This window comes from Variovorax sp. LjRoot290 (assembly GCF_964253985.1).
GTDB lineage: Bacteria > Pseudomonadota > Gammaproteobacteria > Burkholderiales > Burkholderiaceae_C > Variovorax.
On record NZ_CAXURW020000001.1, the window covers coordinates 575,495 to 594,016 of the forward strand.

The following is an 18,522-nucleotide window of genomic DNA, read 5'->3' on the forward strand; positions in this document are numbered from 1 at the left end:
CTTAGCGCGAGGGCATCAGAAGGCAGGTCGGACCATCTTGCATTCCGTGCCTTGCGCCAGCTCGTTGCCGGTGTAGACCGCGTCGGTGCGAAAACCATAGTTCGTGCCTTCCCAGCCCACCTTGACCGTCTTGCCGTCCACCGGTGCGATGGTGTTGACGACCTGGGGCAGCAGCAACTGGTGGTCCTCGGCGCGCATGCGCACGGGGCCGACCACCGAGTCGAAGCTCAGGTCTTCGAGGGCGCGCGCGACCTTCACGGTATCGGTGCTGCCGGCCTTGTTGATCGCGGCCGCCAGCAGGCGCGGCGTGAACTCGATGCGCGGCGCGAGGAAGTCCTTGCCTGTCTTGGCCCTGTAGGCCTTGGCGAGCGCATCGGCCTTGGGCGTGTCGGCCTCGCCCGGATGCCATTCGGCCACCCAGGTCAGCTGGCCCAGCTTGGCCTGCGACACCGCGAGCACGGTGCCCGGCACGGAGCCGGCGCTGTGATTGAAGTAGCGCAGGTTGTAGCCGGCGTCGCCCGCGGCCTTGAGCAAGAGCGTCATGTCCTGGCCCCAGTTGCCGCTGATCACCGTGTCGGCGCCGGCCTGCCGCACGTTCGCGAGGTAGGGCGAGAAGTCCTTCACGCGCCCGATGGGATGCAGCGCCTCGCCGACGAACTGGACGTCGGGCCGCGCCAGGCCCACCAGCTGGCGGCCGTAGCTGGCCCATTGCTTGCCGTGCGCATAGTCCTGGTTGAGCAGGTAGACCTTCTTGATGTCCGGCGTCTTCTTGATGTAGTTGGCCAGCGCCTTCATCTTCATTGCGGTGTTGGCCTCGGTCTGGAAGTGCCAGAAGCTGCAGCCCTTGCCGGTCATCTCAGGATCGATCGAGGAATGGTTGAGCACCAGCAGTTCCTTGCCCGGGTTGCGCTGATTCCAGCGGTTCACCGACTGCACCAGCGCCGTCACCACCGAAGAGCCCGAGCCGCCCGTGATGATGACCTGCGCGCCCTGGTCGATGGCGGCCTGCAGCGCGCTCTGGCTCTCCTGCGCGGAGAGCTTGCTGTCGAACTGCAGCAGCTGCAGCTTCGTACCGCCGAGCACGCCGCCCTTGGCATTGAGGTCTTCGACCGCGTACTGGATGTGCGTGAGCATCAGCTCGCCGACGTTCGCGAAGGGGCCCGAGAGCGGGTCGATGTAGGCGATCTTGTAGGTCTGCTGGGCCGATGCGAGGCCCGATGCGGCCAGCATTGCCAACGCGAGGGGCGCGAGGCGAAGGGAAATCATGCGTTGTCTCCTTGGGGTCGTCGGTGAGGATCAGGTCGTTGTGCGCAGGCCCAGCACGCGCCATGCAAGCTTCGACAACTGGGCGATCACCTCGTCGGGGGAAAGACGGCCGTCGGGCCGGTACCAGCTGTAGAGAAAGCCCGGCAGGCTGAGCGCGGCGAATGCCGTGATCCGGGTGTCCTGGAAGTCCAGGTCGCCGTCGCTGCGGGCTTCCTCGAGCAGCGGAAAGAGCCGGTCGTAGAAGTGGTGCGCGAGCTTTTTCTGCGCGGCGATGTACTCGGGGCGGTAGACCTGCGGTTCGCGATAAGGGAAGAAGGCGCAGGGATGGTGCGTGACGGTGGCGCGGATCAGCCGCTCGATCCCTTCCTTGACCTTCTCGACCGCAGGGCGCTCGTCGCCGTCGGCGAAGTCCAGCGAGGTGAAGCAGTCGACCGTGGGGCGCCACGAGAGCGTCTCGAAGATCTCCTGCTTGTCGCGGAAGTAGTAGTAGACGAAGGGCTTGGTCACGCCGAGCGCGCGCACGATCTGCGCCATCGTGGTGTTCGCGTAGCCCTGCCGCGCGAAGAGGTCGGTCGCGGCCTGGAGGATCCGCTCGCGCTGCGCGTCGGTCGATTGCGTCGCGGCGCGCTGGCGACCGGTGCCCTGCGGCAGGTGGGGTTTGTGCGGTGTCGCCGAAGTTATACCCATGGGTAGGATTGTTGGAGCACCATGCGGCGATGGCAAGCGGCCAGCCCTATCGATAACCCTGTGAGACTGACGCCATGGAGACAACCGCGCTTCCCGACCGCCCGCAGCAGCCCCTGCACGAGTACCTGCGCAACCATGCGCGCGAGCGTGGGAATCACGCAGCCTGCATCTGGTACGGGCGCACGATGAGCTACGCCGAGCTCGATGCCGCGAGCGATGCCTTCGCGGCGCGGCTGCAGGCCATCGGCGTGAAGAAGGGCGATCCGGTGGTGCTCTTCCTCAACAACTGCCCGCAGTACCTGGCGGCGCACTTCGGCATCCAGAAGATCGGCGCCATCGTGTGTCCGAGCGGGCCGCTCAACAAGGAGCATGAGCTGGCCTACCAGGTCAATGACCTGAAGGCGCGCGTGATCGTCGCGGCTTCGTCGCTCTTGCCGGTGGTCGACAAGGTGAAGCCGGCGAGTGCGCTGGAACATGTGTTCGTGGTGCACTACGCCGACCTGCTGCCGGATGACCCGACGCTCGACCTCCCGGCTGACCTCGCTGCGACGCAGCGCGAGCCGCGCAACGTGCCGGCGGGCTGCGAAGATTTCCTCGCCGTGATGCAAAGCGGTGCGCGCCCCTCGCCGGTCGCGCTGTCGATGGACGACATTGCGCTCATGACCTACACCTCCGGCACCACCGGCCTGCCCAAGGGCGCGATGCTGAGCTACGGCAATGCGCTCTTCAAGACGCGCGCCGCCGCCGACTGCAACGGCGTTGCCGCGAGCGACGTGCTGCTGTCGATCGCGCCGCTCTATCACATCGCCGGCATGCTGATGGGGGTCGACGTGCCGGTGCTCACCGGCGCCACCTCGGTGCTGCTGCACCGCTTCGAGCCGCGCGCTGTGCTGCAGGCCATCGAACGCTACAAGGTCAACTGGTGGTACAGCATCGCGCCGATGAACGTGGCCTGCATGCAGGTGGAAGGCATCACGCGCTTCGATCTGGCTAGCCTGCGCATGAACCCGGTCACGAGCTTCGGCATCACCTTCACCGAGCCGCTGGCTGCGCAATGGCGCGGCTTCGCGAAGAATTGCACCTCCTTCGAAGCCGCCTACGGCCTCTCCGAAACCCACACCTGCGACACCTACACGCCGCACCACGCGCCGCGCTGGGGCACGCAGGGCGTCGCGGTGCCGGGCGTCACGATCCGCATCGTCGATGCCGACACCGGCGAAGACAAGGCGGTGGGCGAGGTCGGCGAGATCGTGCTCACGAGCCCGGGCACCTTCAAGGGCTACTGGAACAAGCCCGAGGCCACGGCCGCGACCTTGCGCAAGGGCTGGGTGCACACCGGCGACATGGGCAAGCTCGATGCCGACGGCTATCTCACGTTCATCGGCCGCTTCAAGGAGATGATCAAGGTCTCGGGCTACAGCGTGTTTCCGGAAGAGGTCGAGACCATTCTCATCAAGCATCCGGCGGTGGCGCTGGCCGCGGTCGTCGCGCAACCCGATGCGGAGAAGGGCGAGGTGGTCAAGGCCTTCGTCGTGAAGAAGCCGGGCTTGGAGCTCGACGCCGATGCGCTGATCGCCTGGTCGCGCGAGAACATGGCCAGCTACAAGGCGCCGCGCGCGGTGCGCTTCATCGATGCCTTGCCCACCACGGGTGCCGGCAAGGTGCTGCGCCGGCTGCTGAAAGACCAACCCTGATGTTCCGAAGAATTCTGATTGCCAATCGCGGCGAGATCGCGGTGCGCCTGATGCGCGCGCTGCGCGACCTGGGTATCGAAAGCGTTGCCGTCCATGCGAAAGACGATGCGAATGCGCTGCATGTTCAACTGGCGGACACGGCCATCGCGCTCGGCACCACGGGCCCCTCGGCCTATCTGGACATTGCGGCGCTGATCGCAATCGCGCGCGAGCAGGGCTGCGATGCGGTCCATCCCGGCTACGGCTTCCTCAGCGAGCGCTCGGACTTCGCGCAGGCTTGCGCGGAGGCCGGGCTGCGCTTCATCGGCCCGACGCCAGAGCAGCTTGCCCTCTTCGGCGACAAGGCACGTGCGCGTGCTTTGGCGGAGCAGTGCGATGTGCCTGTGATGCCGGGCAGCGCCGGCGCGGTGACGCTGGCCGAAGCGCAGGCCTTCTTTGCCGCGCAGCAGGCAGAGGGTGCCGGCGTCATGGTGAAGGCCATCGGCGGTGGTGGCGGTCGCGGCATGCGGGCCGTGCTGAACGCGGCGGATCTGCCGGGAGCGCATGCACGCTGCGTGTCCGAAGCGAAGGCGGCCTTCGGCGTCGAGGGCGTTTATGTCGAGCGGCTGATGCGCAATGCGCGCCACATCGAGGTGCAGGTATTGGGCGACGGCAGCGCGGTCGCCAGCCTGGGCGAACGTGAGTGCACCTTGCAGCGGCGCTTCCAGAAGCTGGTCGAGATCGCGCCGAGCCCTTCGCTCTCGTCCGCGCTGCGCGAGCGCATCACGCAGGCGGCGCTGCGCATGGCGCAGGCCGTGGACTACGAGGGGCTGGGCACCTTCGAATTCCTGGTCGACGAGCAGTCGAAGAATCTTCCTTTCGTCTTCATCGAAGCCAATCCGAGGTTGCAGGTCGAGCACACGGTGACCGAGGCCGTCACCGGGCTCGACCTGGTTCAGTTGCAGATCGCGGTCGCGTCCGGGCAGCCGTTGGCCGCGCTCGGCATCGATGCGAATCGAAGCGCGGCGCAGCGCGGCTTCGCGGTGCAATGGCGCATCAATGCCGAAACGCTCGACGTAGAGAGCAACGCCAGGCCGTCCGGCGGGATCCTGTCGCGCTTCGACCTGCCGGCCGGTCCCGGCGTGCGTGTCGACACGCACGGCTACGCGGGCCTCGCGCCTTCGCCCCACTACGACACGCTGCTCGCCAAGCTGATCGTGCATTCGTCCTCGCCGAGCTTCGCCGACGCGCTGCGGCGCTCGCTGCGCGCGCTCGGGGAATGCGCCATCGAGGGCATGACGACCAACCTGGCGCTGCTGCGCGCGATCGGAGCGCGGCCCGAGTTCGCGACGCAGAAGGTGCACACGCGCTTCGTCGAAGAGCATCTGGCGGATCTGCTCGCCGCGGCCGTGCACATCGATGCGGCGAAGTCGGCAGGGCCCGTTGCTGGCACGAACGACGTGGCCGTGCCGCAGGAGGATGAGGAAAACGACCTCGTGATCAAGGCCCCGATGCCCGCGCGGCTGGTGCAGTTCGAGGTCGAGGTCGGCGACGTCCTGCCGGCCGGCGCACAGCTCGGCGTGCTCGAGGCGATGAAGATGGAGCATCTGCTGCACGCGCCCGCGGCCGGCCGCGTGCTTGCGCTGCTGGCCGTGCCCGGCGACTACCTGGTCGAGGGCCAGTCGCTGGTGCGGCTCGAAGCGGTGGATGCGCAGGCCGTGGAGGCCGAGGCGCGCGCCGAGCACGATCTCGATGCCATCCGGCCCGACCTGCAGAAGGTGATCGACCGCCATGCGCCCACGCTCGACGCCAACCGCGCCGCCGCGGTCGCGAAGCGCCACGCGCAGGGTGGCCGCACCGCGCGCGCCAACATCGCGGACCTGTGCGAGCTGGCCGAGGACCCCGGCAACTTCACCGAATACGGCGCGCTCGCCATCGCCGCACAGACGCGCCGCCGCACGCTCGAAGACCTGATCGCCAACACGCCGGCCGACGGCATGGTGACCGGCATCGGCAGCATCAACGCGAAGCAGTTCGGCCCCGAGAGGTCGCGCTGCGTGGTCATGGCCTACGACTACACGGTGCTGGCCGGCACGCAGGGCATGCGCAACCACCACAAGACCGACCGCATGCTGGGCATTGCGCACCAGCTGAAGCTGCCGGTGGTGCTGTTCGCCGAAGGCGGCGGCGGGCGGCCGGGCGATACCGACATGCCCATCGTCGCCGGCCTCAACAACCACACGTTCAGCCAGTTCGCGGCGCTGTCGGGCAAGGTGCCGGTGGTGGGCATCGTGCACGGCCGCTGCTTCGCGGGCAACGCGGCGCTGGTCGGCTGCGCCGACGTGATCATCGCCACCGAGGCCAGCAACATCGGCATGAGCGGACCCGCGATGATCGAAGGCGGTGGCCTCGGCACCTTCGCGCCCGAACAGATCGGGCCCAGCAGCGTGCAGTCGCGCAACGGCGTGATCGACATCCTGGTGAAGGACGAAGCGCATGCGGTCGCCGCGGCGAAGCAATACATCTCCTACTTCCAGGGGCCGACGAGCGACTGGCAGTGCGCCGATCCGCGTGCGCTGCGCCATGCGGTGCCCGAGAACCGGTTGCGCGTGTACGACGTGCGCGCCGCGATGCGCGGCGTGGCCGACAGCGGCTCGCTGCTGGAGCTGCGCGCCGGTTTCGGCGCCGGCATCGTGACGGCGCTGGCGCGCATCGAGGGCAAGCCCGTGGGCCTGCTCGCGAACAACCCGCACCATCTCGGCGGCGCGATCGACGTCGAAGCGGCCGACAAGGCCGCGCGCTTCATGCAGCTGTGCAACGCGCATGGCCTGCCGCTGGTCGCGCTGTGCGACACGCCGGGCTTCATGGTCGGGCCCGAGATCGAAGCCGAGGCGCAAGTGCGCCACGTGTGCCGGATGTTCATGGTGGCCTCGCACCTGCGCGTGCCCTATTTCGCCGTGGTGCTGCGCAAGGGCTATGGATTGGGCGCGCAGGCGATGACGGCCGGGGGCTTCGATGCGCCGGTCTTCACCGTGGCCTGGCCCACGGGCGAATTCGGCGCCATGGGGCTCGAGGGCGCGGTGCGGCTTGGTTTCCGCAAGGAACTCGAGGCCGCGGCCGAGGGCGTGGAACGCGATGCCTTGTTCAAGAAGCTGGTGGCCCAGCAGTATGCGAACGGCGAAGCGATCCACATGGCGCAGACGCTGGAGATCGATGCGGTGATCGACCCCGCCGACACGCGCGCCTGGCTGGTGCGCGGGCTGGCATCGTCCGCTGCTGCACAGCACTCGGTCGCGCCCTACGTCGATACCTGGTGAGGCGCGCAAGGCCCTGAGTTACACGGGGGCCGCGAAGGCTCCGTAAACTGGGGTGCTTTTGCGCATGAACCTGGTTTCACGATTCGTCGCCTGCACCGCGCTGCTGCTGAGCCTTCTGCCCGTCGCGTTGCCGGCCCAGCCGCGGGCAGTGCCCGCCATTCGCTGGGTCGCCAGCTGGGCCGCCGCGCCGCAGGACTACCTGAAGGCGCCCGCGCTCCCCGGCATCCAGACTTCGCCGGCGGGTGCGCCGCCCCCTGTCATCGACGGCCAGACCCTGCGCCTGCGCGTGTTGCCGACGCTGGGCGGCGAGCGTGTGCGTGTTCGCTTTTCCAACCTGTTCGGCAAAGAGCCCTTGCGCATCGTCGGCGCCAGCGTGGCGCGCAGCACCGGCCCCGATGCGGTGTCGCCGGCGACGCTGCAAGACCTGCGTTTCGGTGGCCTGGCGAGCGCGACGATCGCTCCGGGCGAGGAGCTCTGGAGCGATGGCGCACGGCTCGGTGTCGAGCCCGGGCAGGCCGTGGCGGTGAGCTTTCAGGTCGAGGCGCGCACGTCCTTCGCGACCGTGCATCATCTTGGAAGCACATCGATGGTGCCGGGGCCTGCGCTCATGCAGCCGAAGTGGCGCAATGCAACGCCGTCGTCATGGAACCACATCGTGACCGGCCTCGACGTCGCCAGCCCGGCCGCGCCGCGCGTGGTGGTCGCATTCGGCGACTCCATCACCCAAGGCCTGGGTGCCGGCGAGGGGCAGGCGCTGCCCTCGCGCTATCCGGACCGACTCGCGACGCGCATGCGCGAGCAGCCCGGCAGTGCCGGGTCCGTGGCGGTGATCAATGCCGGCATCGCCGGCAACCGCTTGCTCACCGATGGCGTCGGCCCGCGGGGCATCGAGCGCTTCCGGCGCGACGTGCTGGCGCAAAGCGGCGTCACGCATGCGGTGATCCTGATCGGCATCAATGACATCGGCCTCAGATTGCCCATCGCGGTACAGGGGCTCGCGCCGGTGTTCCATCCGCCCAGCGCCGAGCAGATCACGGCCGCTTTGCAGCAGCTGATCGAGGAGGCGCATGCCAAGGGCGTGAAGGTGCTGCTGGGCACCATCACGCCCTTCAAGGGCGCGGTCTCCTGGAGCGAGGAAAAGGAGATTCGCCGGCAGGCGGTGAACCGCTGGATCCGCGGCCGCCAGGACGTCGATGCGGTGGTGGATTTCGATCGGGCCTTGCGCAATCCGGCCGATCCGGCGGCGCTCGATCCGCTCCACGACGGGGGTGATCACTTGCATCCCGGCAACGCCGGCTATGCCGCGATGGCGGATGCCATCGACGTGCGCGAACTGCGGGAATAGCGCCTTCGGCAGGCAGCAAGAGGCGACACAGCTTTACACAAGATTTCGCGTGAGGCTTACACGGGCTTCACATCGGCCGGGGACGATGAAGGCTCCAACAACTCATGAGGAGCCCCCCCATGAAAAAACTTGCTGTCACCTTGGCCGTGGGCGCCGCGTCCCTTCTTTCGGTGGGCGCCGCCGTGACGATACCGACCACCGCGCAGGCCCAGCCCGCGGTCATCATCCAGACGCCGCCACCGCCGCCGCGCTCCGAACGCATGCCGCCGCCGCGCCGCGGCTATGTGTGGGCGCCCGGCCACTACGAGTGGCATGGTGGGCGCCATGTCTGGGTTCGCGGCGGATGGGTTCGCGCACGATCCGGCTATGCCTACCGTGCGCCGGAATGGCGTGAACGCGATGGCCGCTGGGAATACAACCGCGGCCGCTGGGACCGCGACCGCGACGGCGTGCCGAACCGCTACGACCGCGACCGCGACAACGACGGCGTGCCCAATCGCTACGACAGCCGGCCCAACAATCCGAACAGAAATTGAGTAGCCAGGAAGAACGCCCGCCTCGCCGGGCGTTTTTCTTTCTAGAGCATCCGGAACACCAGCGGCATCAGCAACGCAGCCAGCACCACCTGCATGCCCAGCGCCAAGCCTGCATACGCGCCCGCATCGGCATCCACGTGCAACGCACGCGCCGCGCCGATGCCATGGGCCGTGGTGCCGAGCGCAAAGCCGCGCGCCGCATAGCCGGTGGCATCGGTACCGATGCGCAGCGCGTCGAAGAGGTACTTCCCCGAGAGCGCGCCGATCATGCCGGTGAGCACCGCGAACACTGCAGACAGCGCCGGAATGCCGCCGATCTTTTCCGAGATGCCCATAGCCACCGGCGCCGTGACCGACTTGGGCGCGAGCGAGAGCACCACGTCGTGCGGCAGGCCCACCGCCCAGCCCAGCGCGACGGCCGATCCGCCCGCCGCCACGCCGCCTGCCAGCGCCGCGAGCAAGAGGCGGCCAAAGCGCGCGCGCAGTTCGGCGCGCCGCTGCCACAAGGGCCAGGCCAGCGTCACCACCGCCGGACCCAGCAGGAAGTGGATGAACTGCGCGCCCGCGAAGTAGCTCGGGTAGTCCACGCCCGTGGCCAGCAGCCCGCCCGCGAGCGCGATCACCGACCACAGCACTGGGTTGGCCCAGGGCGCGCTGCCCAGCTTCGCGTAGGCCGCGTTTGCCAGCAGGTAGACCACCAGCGTGGCCGTGAGGCCGAAGAGCGGCGTGGCCGAGAGATAGATCCAGAGTTCGACGAAGCGCGGCACGGCTCAGGTCTTGTTCTTCTTGCGGTTGAATCCGTGGAGCACCAGCACGGTCACCGCCAGCCCGATCCAGGTCGACAGCACGACGACGAAGAGCATGCGCCCACCGTACTGGCCGAGGAGCGCGAGATGCGTCATCACACCGACGCCGACCGGAATGAACAGCAGCGACAGGTGCGCGAGCATGAAGCTCGCGCATTCGGCCACCGGCTCGCGCACCGCGGGGAAGTAGAGCGCGCCGAGCAGCAACATCAAGCCGAGTACCGGCCCGGGCAGCGGCAGCGACAAGCCACGAGAGAGCACTTCGCCGATCGACTGGAACACGAGCAGCCAGGCCAGGCCGCGCAAGCCGTTCATCGTGCGTGCCTTCTCATTCAGAAGCGAGGGAGGTCCGGATGCGCCACGCGCCCGCCGCGCACCACTTCGCGGCCGTACTCGGCGCAGCGCTGCAGTGTGGGAATGGCCTTGCCGGGGTTCAGCAGACCTGCCGGATCGAAGGCGCGCTTGACGCCGAACATCTGCTCGTTCTCCTCGGCCGTGAACTGCACGCACATGCTGTTGAGCTTCTCTACGCCCACGCCGTGCTCGCCCGACACCGTGCCGCCCATCGCGACGCTGGTCTCCAGGATGTCGGCGCCGAAGAGCTCGCAGCGGTGCAGCTCGTTGGGGTCGTTGGCATCGAAGAGCACCAGCGGATGCAGGTTGCCGTCGCCGGCATGGAACACGTTGCAGCAGCGCAGGTTGTACTTCTTCTCCATCTGCTGGATCGCGAGCAGGATGTCGGCCAGGCGCTTGCGCGGGATGGTCGAGTCGAGGCACATGTAGTCGGGGCTGATGCGGCCCGAGGCCGGGAAGGCGTTCTTGCGGCCGCTCCAGAACTTCAGGCGCTCGTCCTCGTCGCGGCTCACCGAGAGCGCGGTGGCGCCGCAATCGCGCAGCACGGCGCTCATGCGACCGATCTCTTCTTCGACCTCCTCGGGCGTGCCGTCGGATTCGCACAGCAGGATGGCTTCGGCGTCGAGATCGTAGCCGGCGCGCACGAAGTCCTCGACCGCGGCCGTCATCGGCTTGTCCATCATCTCGAGACCCGCCGGGATGATGCCGGCCGCGATCACGGCCGCCACCGCATCGCCGGCTTTGCGCACGTCGTCGAAGCTGGCCATGATGCAGCGCGCGAGCCGCGGCTTGGGCACCAGCTTGACGGTGACCTCGGTGGTCACGGCCAGCATGCCTTCGCTGCCGATCACGAGCGCGAGCAGGTCCAGACCCGCGCAATCGAGCGCCTCGCTGCCGAACTCGATCGCCTCACCTTCGGCGGTGAAGCCGCGCACGCGCAGCACGTTGTGCAGCGTGAGGCCGTACTTGAGGCAGTGCACCCCGCCCGAATTCTCGGCCACGTTGCCGCCGATGGTGCAGGCGATCTGGCTCGAAGGGTCGGGCGCGTAGTAGAGGTTGAAAGGCGCGGCCGCCTCGCTGATCGCGAGGTTGCGCACCCCGCACTGGACGACCGCGGTGCGGCTGACCGGGTCGATCTTCAGGATGTTGTTGAACTTGGCCAGCGAGAGCGTGACGCCGACGGCGTTGGGCATCGCGCCGCCCGAGAGCCCGGTGCCCGCGCCGCGCGCCACGACGGGCACGCCGAGCGCGTGGCAGGTCTTGAGCACGGCCGCAACCTGCGCCTCGGTCTCCGGCAAGGCCACGGCCAGCGGCCGCTGGCGGTAGGCGGTGAGGCCATCGCACTCGTAGGGCGTGGTGTCCTCGGCGTTCCAGATCAGCGCATGCGCCGGCAGGTGGGCCTGCAGCGCGCGCACCACCTGCGGCTGGCGTTCGGAGGCGTGGAGCGCGTTCATGGAAAAGACTCTACTACTTGAACACCACCGTCCGGTGTCCGTTCTGCAGCACGCGGTGCTCGCTGTGCCACTTCACGGCGCGGGCCAGCACCTGGCTCTCGGTGTCGCGGCCGCGCGCCGTCAGGTCTTCGACGGTGTCGGTGTGGTCGGCGCGTTCCACGTCCTGCTCGATGATCGGACCCTCGTCGAGGTCGGCGGTCACGTAGTGGGCGGTGGCGCCGATCAGCTTCACGCCGCGGTCATGCGCCTGGTAGTAGGGCTTGGCGCCCTTGAAACTGGGCAGGAAGGAATGGTGGATGTTGATGGCGCGGCCGGCCAGCTGGGTGCACAGCTCGTTGCTGAGGATCTGCATGTAGCGCGCCAGCACCACCAGCTCGGCGCCTTCGGCTTCGATGATCTCCAGCTGCTTCGCCTCGCCCTGGGCCTTGGTCGCGGCCGTCACCGGGATGTGGTGGAAGGGCACGTTGTAGCTGGCGGCCAGCTGGTAGAAGTCGCGGTGGTTCGAGATGATGGCGCGCACGTCGATCGCGAGCAGGCCGCTCTTCCAGCGGAACAGCAGGTCGTTGAGGCAATGGCCTTCCTTGCTGACCAGGATCACGGTCTTCATCGGCTCGGCCGCGGCGTGCAGCTTCCAGCGCATGTCGAAGCTTTGGGCCAGGCCGGCGATCTGCTCGCGCAAGGCGGCTTCGCTCTGGTCGCAGGCAAAGCGCACGCGCATGAAGAACAGGCCCGTGCCGTGGTCGTTGTACTGCGCCGCTTCTTCGATGTTGCCGCCGCGCTCGAGCAGAAAGCCTGAGACGGCATGGACGATGCCGGTGCGGTCGGGGCAGGAAAGGGTGAGGATGTACGCGGGGGTCATAAGGGCGGAGATTGTCGCAGGGCTGCCGGGCAACGCAGCCGGTGCCAAAATGCCCTTCTCACCTTCAGCGCCTCCCCGGCAGGAGTGACCCATGGCCTACAACGACTTCACCATGGACAACCAGTGGTTGCCCTTCACCCCCAACCGCCACTTCAAGAAGGACCCGCGGGTCTTCGTGGCCGCCGACGGGATGGAGTTCACCACCCATGACGGCAAGAAGGTGATCGACGGCATCTCCTCGCTCTGGTGCGTGGGCGCGGGCCACAACCGCAAGCCCATCAACGAGGCGATCAAGAAGCAGCTCGACACGCTCGACTACGCGACCGCCTTCCAGGTCAGCAACGACCGTGCTTTCAAGGCCGCCGAGATGATCGCCGCGATGGCGCCGGGCGACCTCAACAAGGTGCTGTTCTGCAACTCCGGCAGCGAAGCCGCCGACACCTCGCTGAAGGTGGCGCTGGCCTACCACCGCGCGCGCGGGGAAGGGCACCGCAATCTCTTCATCGGCCGCGAGAAGGGCTACCACGGCGTCGGCTTCGGCGGCATGTCGGTGGGCGGCATTCCGGGCAACCGCAAGGTGTTCGGCTCGGCCTTTTTGCCGCGCGTGGACCACATGCGCTTCATCCACGATCCGGTGAACCATGCCTACATCCACAACCAGGAGCCGGTGTGGGCCGAGGATCCGCTGGCCGACCTGGAGCAGCGCATCCTGCCGCTGCACGACCCGAGCAACGTGGCCGCGATCATCGTCGAGCCGGTGGCGGGTTCCGCCGGCTGGTACCTGCCGCCCAAAGGCTACCTGCAGAAGCTGCGCGAGATCTGCGACAAGCACGGCATCCTCCTGATCTTCGACGAGGTCATCACCGGCTTCGGCCGCATGGGCACCAACTTCGCCTCCGACTACTACGGCGTGGTGCCCGACATGCTGAACTTTGCCAAGTGCGTGACCAACGGCGTGATCCCGCTGGGCGGCGTGATCTGCCGCGACAAGCTGTACGACGCGATGATGAACACCTCGGCGCCCGAGCATGTGGTCGAGTTCTTCCACGGCTACACCTATTCGGGCCATCCGGTGGCTTGCGCGGCAGCGATTGCGACGCTCGAGCTGCTGCAGAAGGAGCAGCTGTTCCCGCGCGCGGGCGAAATGGGCAAGGTGCTGGGCGATGCCTTCCACAGCACCTTCAAGGGCCTGCCGAACGTGATCGGCATCCGCAGCCTGGGCCTGGCCGCTGCGGTCGAACTCGCGCCGATCGCGGGCTCACCGGGCAAGCGGGCCTACGACATCTTCCTGGACTGCTATCACAAGGGGGCGCTGGTGCGGCCGGCGGGTGACGTGATCGTGATCGCACCGCCCTTCGTCGTCGAGAAGTCGCATATCGACACGCTGGTCAACACGCTGGCCGACTCCATCAAGAAGAACGCTTGACCCCGGCGCAGTAGTCTTTTTCCGGCAGGGCAGGCGTGAGCCACACGGCGTCGAAGGCGCCGGGCTCGCGCGATGTCATCGGTACGCCGGCCTGCAGTTGAACCGTCTTCACCGCCAGGTCGCTCGGCAGGTGCTGCGGCACGCCGAGCGCCTTGGCGGTATGGCCGGCGCCGCTCAGCAGCAGCACGGTCTTGCCCGGCACCCGCGCCTTGACGATCGCCTGCGCCATCGCGCGGTCGCGCGCGATCTGGATGCGCGTCATCGGGCCGATCTGCGATTCGGGCAGCAGGTTGCAGTGGCCGTTGCGCACCGCGTCCTGCTGCGTCTTGTGCGCTTCCTTGCCGAGCTGCACATCGAGCGACACGTCGGCCATCGCATCCTTCATGCGTTCGCGCGGAAGGTTGGCGCCGACGACGGGCACGCCCGCGCGCACCGCGGCCATCACGGCCGGGCCGTAGGCGCTCCAGGGCCAGGCCTTCTCGTTCCAGTTCAGCGCGGCCTGCACCTGCGCTTCGGTCGCAGTGGTCGCGAGGCCAGCCGTGGTCGCGCCTTCTTCCGCCATCTCGAGCGCCAAGGCGGCCAGGCGGCCGCGTGCGGCCAGTGTCTCGACCGTTTCGCGCTCGATCACCTGGTGTTCGGCGGCGTCGTGCTGTTCGCCCAGCAGCAGCGCGTCGGCCGGCAGCAGCGCCATCGCGCGTTGGGCGACCGGTGCATCCGCGCGCGGCGCGAAGACCGTGCAACCGGTGAGGATGGCCGCGGCCACGATCAAGGACGGTGTGAAAGAGCGTCGAAACAGCATCGAGCCATACTATGCGACGGCGGCCGCAGCGCGCCGCCGTCCATTTCCCCGTTTTCCTGTCCGTGTCCCTCCGCTTTTCGGTTCGCGTCCTCGCCACGCTCTTGCTTGCACTCGTGGCGGCCGGCCTCTGCCTTGCCCTGCACACGCCGCTGCCCTGGATGATCGGGCCGCTGCTGGCGGTGTCCCTGGCCTCGATCGCCGGCGCGCCGACCGCCAGCCACACGCCCTTGCGCAATGCGGGGCAGTGGGTGATCGGCGTCGCGCTGGGCCTCTACTTCACGCCGCAGGTGGTCGCTCTGGTGGCTGGCGTGTGGTGGGCCATCGTGCTCGCCATCGTCTGGGCGCTGGCGCTGGGCTGGGCCTTCGGTTGGAGCTTGCAGCGCTTGCATGCGGATCGGATGCCGCATGTGCCTGCACGTTCCATGAGAGCCACGACTTACTTCGCAGGTGCGATCGGCGGCGCGTCCGAAATGACGCTGCTGGCCGAACGCGTTGGCGCGCGCACCGATCTGGTCGCTGCCGCGCACAGCCTGCGGCTGGTGCTGGTCACGATCGCGATTCCGTTCGCGATGCAATGGAGCGGGCTGCACGGGCTCGAAATCAATGTGGCCAGCGTGCGCGAGGTGCGCTGGGGCGGGCTGGCGCTGCTCGCGTCGGCCACCGGCATCGGCGGCTTGGTCATGCGGATCGCGGGGCGCACCAACCCCTGGTTCATGGGGCCGCTGGTGGTGTCGATGGGATTCACCATGGCCGGCCAGCAGCTGTCGGCCGTGCCGGTGTGGCTGTCGAATGCGGCCCAGCTGGTGATCGCGGTGAGCCTGGGCGTGCGCTTCAGCCGCGAGTTCCTGCACACGGCGCCGCGCTGGCTGGCCACGGTGGCGCTCGGCACGCTGGCGATGATCGCGCTTTGTGGCGCGTTCGCGTGGCTCTTGGCCTTGGGCACGGGGCTGCATCCGGCCACCATGATCCTGGGCACCTCGCCCGGTGGCATCGCCGAGATGGCGATCACCGCGAAGGTGTTGCAGCTGGGGGTGCCGGTGGTGACGGCGTTTCAGGTGTGCCGGCTGGTGGCCGTGCTCTTGATCGTCGGACCGATGTACGGTCAGCTCTATGGAAAGCGCCGCGGCGCTCAGTGAACGAGGACGGGCGTGTGCGCCAGTTCGGCGTAGCCCTCGAGCGTGTCTTCGACTTCTTCCTGCGTCGGCGTGTTGAGTTGCCAGGCGGCAATCTGCTGCTGGAACAGTTCGGCCCAGGAACCGTCGAGGTAGACCTCCTTGCCGGAGCGCTTGTCCACAATCTCGAAACCGTGGCGCGCCAGCACCGGAATGTCGGGCGCTACCGGCGAGTCGCCTTCGGTCGGCTGCACGTGCACGACGACGAAGGAGTCGGAGTCGTAAAGCATTTGCATGGCGGGTCCAGTGAGGATGTCGATGGCATTCATGTTGGTTAGATAGCAATCAACGCGCCAGTTTCAATATGGGCTGTTGTTTTGTAGGTACAGACCGTGATTTTTTGTACTTCATTCGGCTTCAGGGACGCATCGACTCCACGCTGCGCAGTTGCAGATCGGCGAAATCGCCGTTGCTCTGGGTCTGCTTGATGCGCACCGGCAGATAGCCGAGTTCAGGCGCCAGCCAGAGCTCGACCTTGTCGTCGAAGGGCTTGCGCGGGTTGCGGGTGAGCTTGCGCGCAGTGAATTCGCCGGCCTGCAGGCTCAGTTTTTCATCGTCTTCGACCTTGAAGATCCAGATGTCGGCGTCCCGCGGGCCCACCGTCTGGATCGCGAAAGCCGCACCGGGCGGATAGCGCCCCGGATCGCCGGCCATCAAGGCGCCGAGTTGCAGGATCACGCTCAGCCGATCCTGCGCGCCCGGCATCAGCGGCACGCTCGGCGTATTGTTGCTGAACACCACCGTGCCCTGATCGCGCATGAAGTGCGAGGCCACCTCGTTCCTGCGCTTGTCCGAGAAGCGTGCCGGTTCGATGCCGTTGGCGCCGATCACGCCGTTGCTCTGCTGGCTGCGGATGGTCCGGAAGAGGAAGTTGAGCGACAGCTGGGCGTCGTACTGCTGGCCATCCTGCAGCCAGGTCAGGTTGCCGAACACGCCCTGCATCGGCGCCGTGCCCTGCTGTCCGGTGACCGCGAAGGCGAGCCGCACCGAGCCCGGGATGCGCTGCGGTACCGGTGCTTCGGCCTGGCCTGCGGCGTTGCTGCCGCCGGCCGCGGCCGATGCGCCCTCAGTGGGTGCCGGGGCCACCGCCTGCGGCGCGGGCTCTGCGGGAACGCCGGCTTCGACCGGCGCCTGGGCCGTCAGATCCGGTCCGACCGCCTCGGCCGGCGCCGAATTCTCGGGCGCAGGGGCGGGCGCCTGCGGACGGGCCACAGGGCGCGGGCGCGCGGGTTTGGGGGGTGGCGGCTTGGCGGTGGCTGCAGGCTGCGGCGCGACCGCCTCCGCCGCCGGCGGCGCGATGACGATGGTGCGCGTGCTGAACTTGTTGGCCAGCGGCGAAGGATGCAGCCCCACGGCCATGGGTGCCAGGCCCAGCAGCGCCAGGTGGGCGAGCAGCACGGCAGCCGCCAGCAGCGCCAGCCCGCGCCAGGGCGGGCGCGGAACCGGGGGCTGGGCGGGGAGGGCGTGCGGGGGCATCGGATGTGGATCGGAACGCGGCGCCAAGGTTCGCTCGGTACACTGCCGCCCGTTCAATCAGTTTAGTAGCGATGCCGTGCCGGCATCCGCCGCCACCCATGAAACTCGCCACCCTCAAAGACGGCTCGCGCGACGGCCAACTGGTCGTCGTTTCGCGCGACCTGGCCAGCGCCCACTACGCCACCGGCATCGCCAGCCGCCTGCAGCAGGTGCTCGACGACTGGGGCTTCATGAGCCCGCAGCTGCAGGACCTGTCGGATTCGCTCAACGCCAGCCGCGCGCGCCACGCCTTCCCCTTCGATCCCACGCAATGCATGGCGCCGCTGCCGCGCGCCTACCAGTGGGCCGACGGCTCGGCCTACCTCAACCACGTCGAGTTGGTGCGCAAGGCGCGCAACGCCGAGGTGCCCGAAAGCTTCTACACCGACCCGCTGATGTACCAGGGCGGCAGCGATGATTTCATCGGCCCCTGCGACCGCATCGTGGTCGCGAGCGAAGCCTTCGGCATCGATTTCGAGGCCGAGATCGCCGTCGTCACCGGCGACGTGAAGATGGGCGCGAGCCCCGCGCAAGCGCTCGACGGCATCCGCCTGGTGATGCTCGCCAACGACGTGAGCCTGCGCAACCTGATCCCGGCCGAGCTCGCCAAGGGCTTCGGCTTCTTCCAGAGCAAGCCCGCGACCGCCTTCAGCCCGGTGGCCGTTACGCCGGACGAGCTGGGCGAGGCTTGGCAGGGCGGCCGCGTACACCTCACGCTGCAGAGCACCTGGAACGGCCGCAAGGTTGGCATGTGCGACGCGGGCGAGGAGATGACCTTCCACTTCGGCCAGCTGATCGCGCACATCGCCAAGACGCGCAACGTGCGCGCCGGCAGCATCGTCGGCAGCGGCACGGTGAGCAACAAGGGTGTCGAGAAGAACGGCCGCACCGAATGGCCGAAGGGCTACAGCTGCATCGCCGAGAAGCGCTGCATCGAGACCATCCAGGACGGCCAGCCGGCGACCGAGTTCATGACGTACGGCGACACGATCCGGATCGAGATGAAGGGCAAGGACGGGCAGTCGATCTTCGGGGCGATCGATCAGGAAGTGGCGGCGCCGGGCAGCACCGGTCAGCCATAACGCGCGAATTCGTTTCCATCTCGCTTCAGAAGCTGAATGAGCTTGGGATGGGTAAAGAGCTTTTCCTTGCCCGCCTGGACTTCTGCCAGCACGCCCACGCCGACCAGATCCTTCAGGTAGCGTGACGCCGCCTGGCGCTGCGCGATCTGCTTGTTGACCAGGTTGCCGGCGGCGACAGGTCAATTCAACGTGTCGTCATTTTTTGATTTTGACAACATGTCAGCCCTTGCG

The 18,522-nt window shown here is 67.9% G+C and carries 17 protein-coding genes; 7 read left to right on the plus strand and 10 right to left on the minus strand.

All coding sequences use genetic code 11. The features are described from left to right. Window positions 1–15 precede the first annotated feature (15 nt). A complete protein-coding gene (locus tag ACSQ9A_RS03040) occupies window positions 16–1,266 on the minus strand; it encodes a branched-chain amino acid ABC transporter substrate-binding protein (protein WP_436302638.1) in 1,251 nt (416 codons plus the stop codon). 30 nt (window positions 1,267–1,296) lie between these two features. Next, on the minus strand, window positions 1,297–1,953 hold the full coding sequence (locus ACSQ9A_RS03045) for a TetR/AcrR family transcriptional regulator (RefSeq protein WP_436302639.1): 657 nt from the start codon (window positions 1,951–1,953) through the stop codon (window positions 1,297–1,299). Between the two features lie 74 nt (window positions 1,954–2,027). Between ACSQ9A_RS03045 and ACSQ9A_RS03050 the strand changes: the two genes are divergently transcribed. The 4 genes from ACSQ9A_RS03050 (at window position 2,028) to ACSQ9A_RS03065 (ending at window position 8,824) form a co-directional block, all read left to right on the plus strand. After that, a complete protein-coding gene (locus ACSQ9A_RS03050) occupies window positions 2,028–3,647 on the plus strand; it encodes an AMP-binding protein (RefSeq protein ID WP_436302640.1) in 1,620 nt (539 codons plus the stop codon). Further along, window positions 3,647–6,943 carry a carboxyl transferase domain-containing protein gene (locus tag ACSQ9A_RS03055; protein WP_436302641.1) on the plus strand — a complete coding sequence of 1,099 codons (3,297 nt, stop codon included), beginning with the start codon at window positions 3,647–3,649 and terminating at the stop codon, window positions 6,941–6,943. The genes ACSQ9A_RS03050 and ACSQ9A_RS03055 overlap by 1 nt, the downstream gene beginning before the upstream one ends. Before the next feature lie 64 nt (window positions 6,944–7,007). Beyond that, a complete protein-coding gene (locus ACSQ9A_RS03060; RefSeq protein WP_436302642.1) occupies window positions 7,008–8,288 on the plus strand; it encodes an SGNH/GDSL hydrolase family protein in 1,281 nt (426 codons plus the stop codon). Between the two features lie 119 nt (window positions 8,289–8,407). Further along, on the plus strand, window positions 8,408–8,824 hold the full coding sequence (locus ACSQ9A_RS03065; RefSeq protein WP_093105154.1) for a YXWGXW repeat-containing protein: 417 nt from the start codon (window positions 8,408–8,410) through the stop codon (window positions 8,822–8,824). Between the two features lie 41 nt (window positions 8,825–8,865). Here the strand turns inward: ACSQ9A_RS03065 and ACSQ9A_RS03070 are convergent, their stop codons facing one another. The 4 genes from ACSQ9A_RS03070 to purU are packed head-to-tail and all read right to left on the minus strand — an operon-like array spanning window position 8,866 to window position 12,297. Further along, window positions 8,866–9,591 (minus strand): LrgB family protein, encoded by a 726-nt coding sequence (locus ACSQ9A_RS03070; RefSeq protein WP_436302643.1) that lies wholly within the window; start codon window positions 9,589–9,591, stop codon window positions 8,866–8,868. 3 nt (window positions 9,592–9,594) lie between these two features. After that, the gene (locus ACSQ9A_RS03075) at window positions 9,595–9,945 is read right to left on the minus strand and encodes a CidA/LrgA family protein (RefSeq protein ID WP_093105159.1); all 351 of its coding nucleotides are present in this window, start codon (window positions 9,943–9,945) and stop codon (window positions 9,595–9,597) included. 17 nt (window positions 9,946–9,962) lie between these two features. Continuing rightward, complete coding sequence (locus tag ACSQ9A_RS03080) at window positions 9,963–11,438, minus strand: FAD-linked oxidase C-terminal domain-containing protein (RefSeq protein WP_436302644.1); 1,476 nt, start codon at window positions 11,436–11,438, stop codon at window positions 9,963–9,965. A gap of 13 nt (window positions 11,439–11,451) precedes the next feature. Beyond that, the gene (gene purU / locus ACSQ9A_RS03085; protein ID WP_093105164.1) at window positions 11,452–12,297 is read right to left on the minus strand and encodes a formyltetrahydrofolate deformylase; all 846 of its coding nucleotides are present in this window, start codon (window positions 12,295–12,297) and stop codon (window positions 11,452–11,454) included. Window positions 12,298–12,388: 91 nt separating this feature from the next. Between purU and ACSQ9A_RS03090 the strand changes: the two genes are divergently transcribed. Further along, entirely contained in the window at window positions 12,389–13,723 is a 1,335-nt protein-coding gene (locus ACSQ9A_RS03090; protein ID WP_436294433.1) for an aminotransferase class III-fold pyridoxal phosphate-dependent enzyme, read from the plus strand. Here ACSQ9A_RS03090 and ACSQ9A_RS03095 read toward each other — a convergent pair. Next, entirely contained in the window at window positions 13,707–14,522 is an 816-nt protein-coding gene (locus ACSQ9A_RS03095; RefSeq protein WP_436302645.1) for a ChaN family lipoprotein, read from the minus strand. The genes ACSQ9A_RS03090 and ACSQ9A_RS03095 overlap by 17 nt on opposite strands. A gap of 62 nt (window positions 14,523–14,584) precedes the next feature. Between ACSQ9A_RS03095 and ACSQ9A_RS03100 the strand changes: the two genes are divergently transcribed. Further along, window positions 14,585–15,658, plus strand: a complete 1,074-nt coding sequence (locus ACSQ9A_RS03100; protein WP_436302646.1) for an AbrB family transcriptional regulator — start codon at window positions 14,585–14,587, stop codon at window positions 15,656–15,658. Here the strand turns inward: ACSQ9A_RS03100 and ACSQ9A_RS03105 are convergent. Then, window positions 15,652–15,963, minus strand: a complete 312-nt coding sequence (locus ACSQ9A_RS03105; protein ID WP_093105174.1) for a BTH_I0359 family protein — start codon at window positions 15,961–15,963, stop codon at window positions 15,652–15,654. The genes ACSQ9A_RS03100 and ACSQ9A_RS03105 overlap by 7 nt on opposite strands. A gap of 88 nt (window positions 15,964–16,051) precedes the next feature. Further along, entirely contained in the window at window positions 16,052–17,170 is a 1,119-nt protein-coding gene (locus ACSQ9A_RS03110) for a DUF3108 domain-containing protein (RefSeq protein WP_436302647.1), read from the minus strand. A 98-nt stretch (window positions 17,171–17,268) separates the two neighbouring features. Here ACSQ9A_RS03110 and ACSQ9A_RS03115 point away from each other — a divergent pair, with 98 nt between their 5' ends. Continuing rightward, on the plus strand, window positions 17,269–18,291 hold the full coding sequence (locus ACSQ9A_RS03115; protein WP_436302648.1) for a fumarylacetoacetate hydrolase family protein: 1,023 nt from the start codon (window positions 17,269–17,271) through the stop codon (window positions 18,289–18,291). On the opposite strand, the gene ACSQ9A_RS03120 is transcribed toward ACSQ9A_RS03115, so the two are convergent. Further along, a complete protein-coding gene (locus ACSQ9A_RS03120; RefSeq protein WP_436306248.1) occupies window positions 18,282–18,452 on the minus strand; it encodes a hypothetical protein in 171 nt (56 codons plus the stop codon). The genes ACSQ9A_RS03115 and ACSQ9A_RS03120 overlap by 10 nt on opposite strands. Between the last annotated feature and the right edge of the window lie 70 nt (window positions 18,453–18,522).

What these genes read in the sequence shown, in the direction of transcription:
- ACSQ9A_RS03040 (WP_436302638.1), bottom strand. Translation starts at nt 1,266, where the DNA reads ATGATTTCCCTTCGCCTCGCGCCCCTCGCGTTGGCAATGCTGGCCGCA.
- ACSQ9A_RS03045 (WP_436302639.1), bottom strand. Translation starts at nt 1,953, where the DNA reads ATGGGTATAACTTCGGCGACACCGCACAAACCCCACCTGCCGCAGGGC.
- ACSQ9A_RS03050 (WP_436302640.1), top strand. Translation starts at nt 2,028, where the DNA reads ATGGAGACAACCGCGCTTCCCGACCGCCCGCAGCAGCCCCTGCACGAG.
- ACSQ9A_RS03055 (WP_436302641.1), top strand. Translation starts at nt 3,647, where the DNA reads ATGTTCCGAAGAATTCTGATTGCCAATCGCGGCGAGATCGCGGTGCGC.
- ACSQ9A_RS03060 (WP_436302642.1), top strand. Translation starts at nt 7,008, where the DNA reads ATGAACCTGGTTTCACGATTCGTCGCCTGCACCGCGCTGCTGCTGAGC.
- ACSQ9A_RS03065 (WP_093105154.1), top strand. Translation starts at nt 8,408, where the DNA reads ATGAAAAAACTTGCTGTCACCTTGGCCGTGGGCGCCGCGTCCCTTCTT.
- ACSQ9A_RS03075 (WP_093105159.1), bottom strand. Translation starts at nt 9,945, where the DNA reads ATGAACGGCTTGCGCGGCCTGGCCTGGCTGCTCGTGTTCCAGTCGATC.
- ACSQ9A_RS03080 (WP_436302644.1), bottom strand. Translation starts at nt 11,438, where the DNA reads ATGAACGCGCTCCACGCCTCCGAACGCCAGCCGCAGGTGGTGCGCGCG.
- purU (WP_093105164.1), bottom strand. Translation starts at nt 12,297, where the DNA reads ATGACCCCCGCGTACATCCTCACCCTTTCCTGCCCCGACCGCACCGGC.
- ACSQ9A_RS03090 (WP_436294433.1), top strand. Translation starts at nt 12,389, where the DNA reads ATGGCCTACAACGACTTCACCATGGACAACCAGTGGTTGCCCTTCACC.
- ACSQ9A_RS03095 (WP_436302645.1), bottom strand. Translation starts at nt 14,522, where the DNA reads ATGCTGTTTCGACGCTCTTTCACACCGTCCTTGATCGTGGCCGCGGCC.
- ACSQ9A_RS03105 (WP_093105174.1), bottom strand. Translation starts at nt 15,963, where the DNA reads ATGAATGCCATCGACATCCTCACTGGACCCGCCATGCAAATGCTTTAC.
- ACSQ9A_RS03110 (WP_436302647.1), bottom strand. Translation starts at nt 17,170, where the DNA reads ATGCCCCCGCACGCCCTCCCCGCCCAGCCCCCGGTTCCGCGCCCGCCC.
- ACSQ9A_RS03115 (WP_436302648.1), top strand. Translation starts at nt 17,269, where the DNA reads ATGAAACTCGCCACCCTCAAAGACGGCTCGCGCGACGGCCAACTGGTC.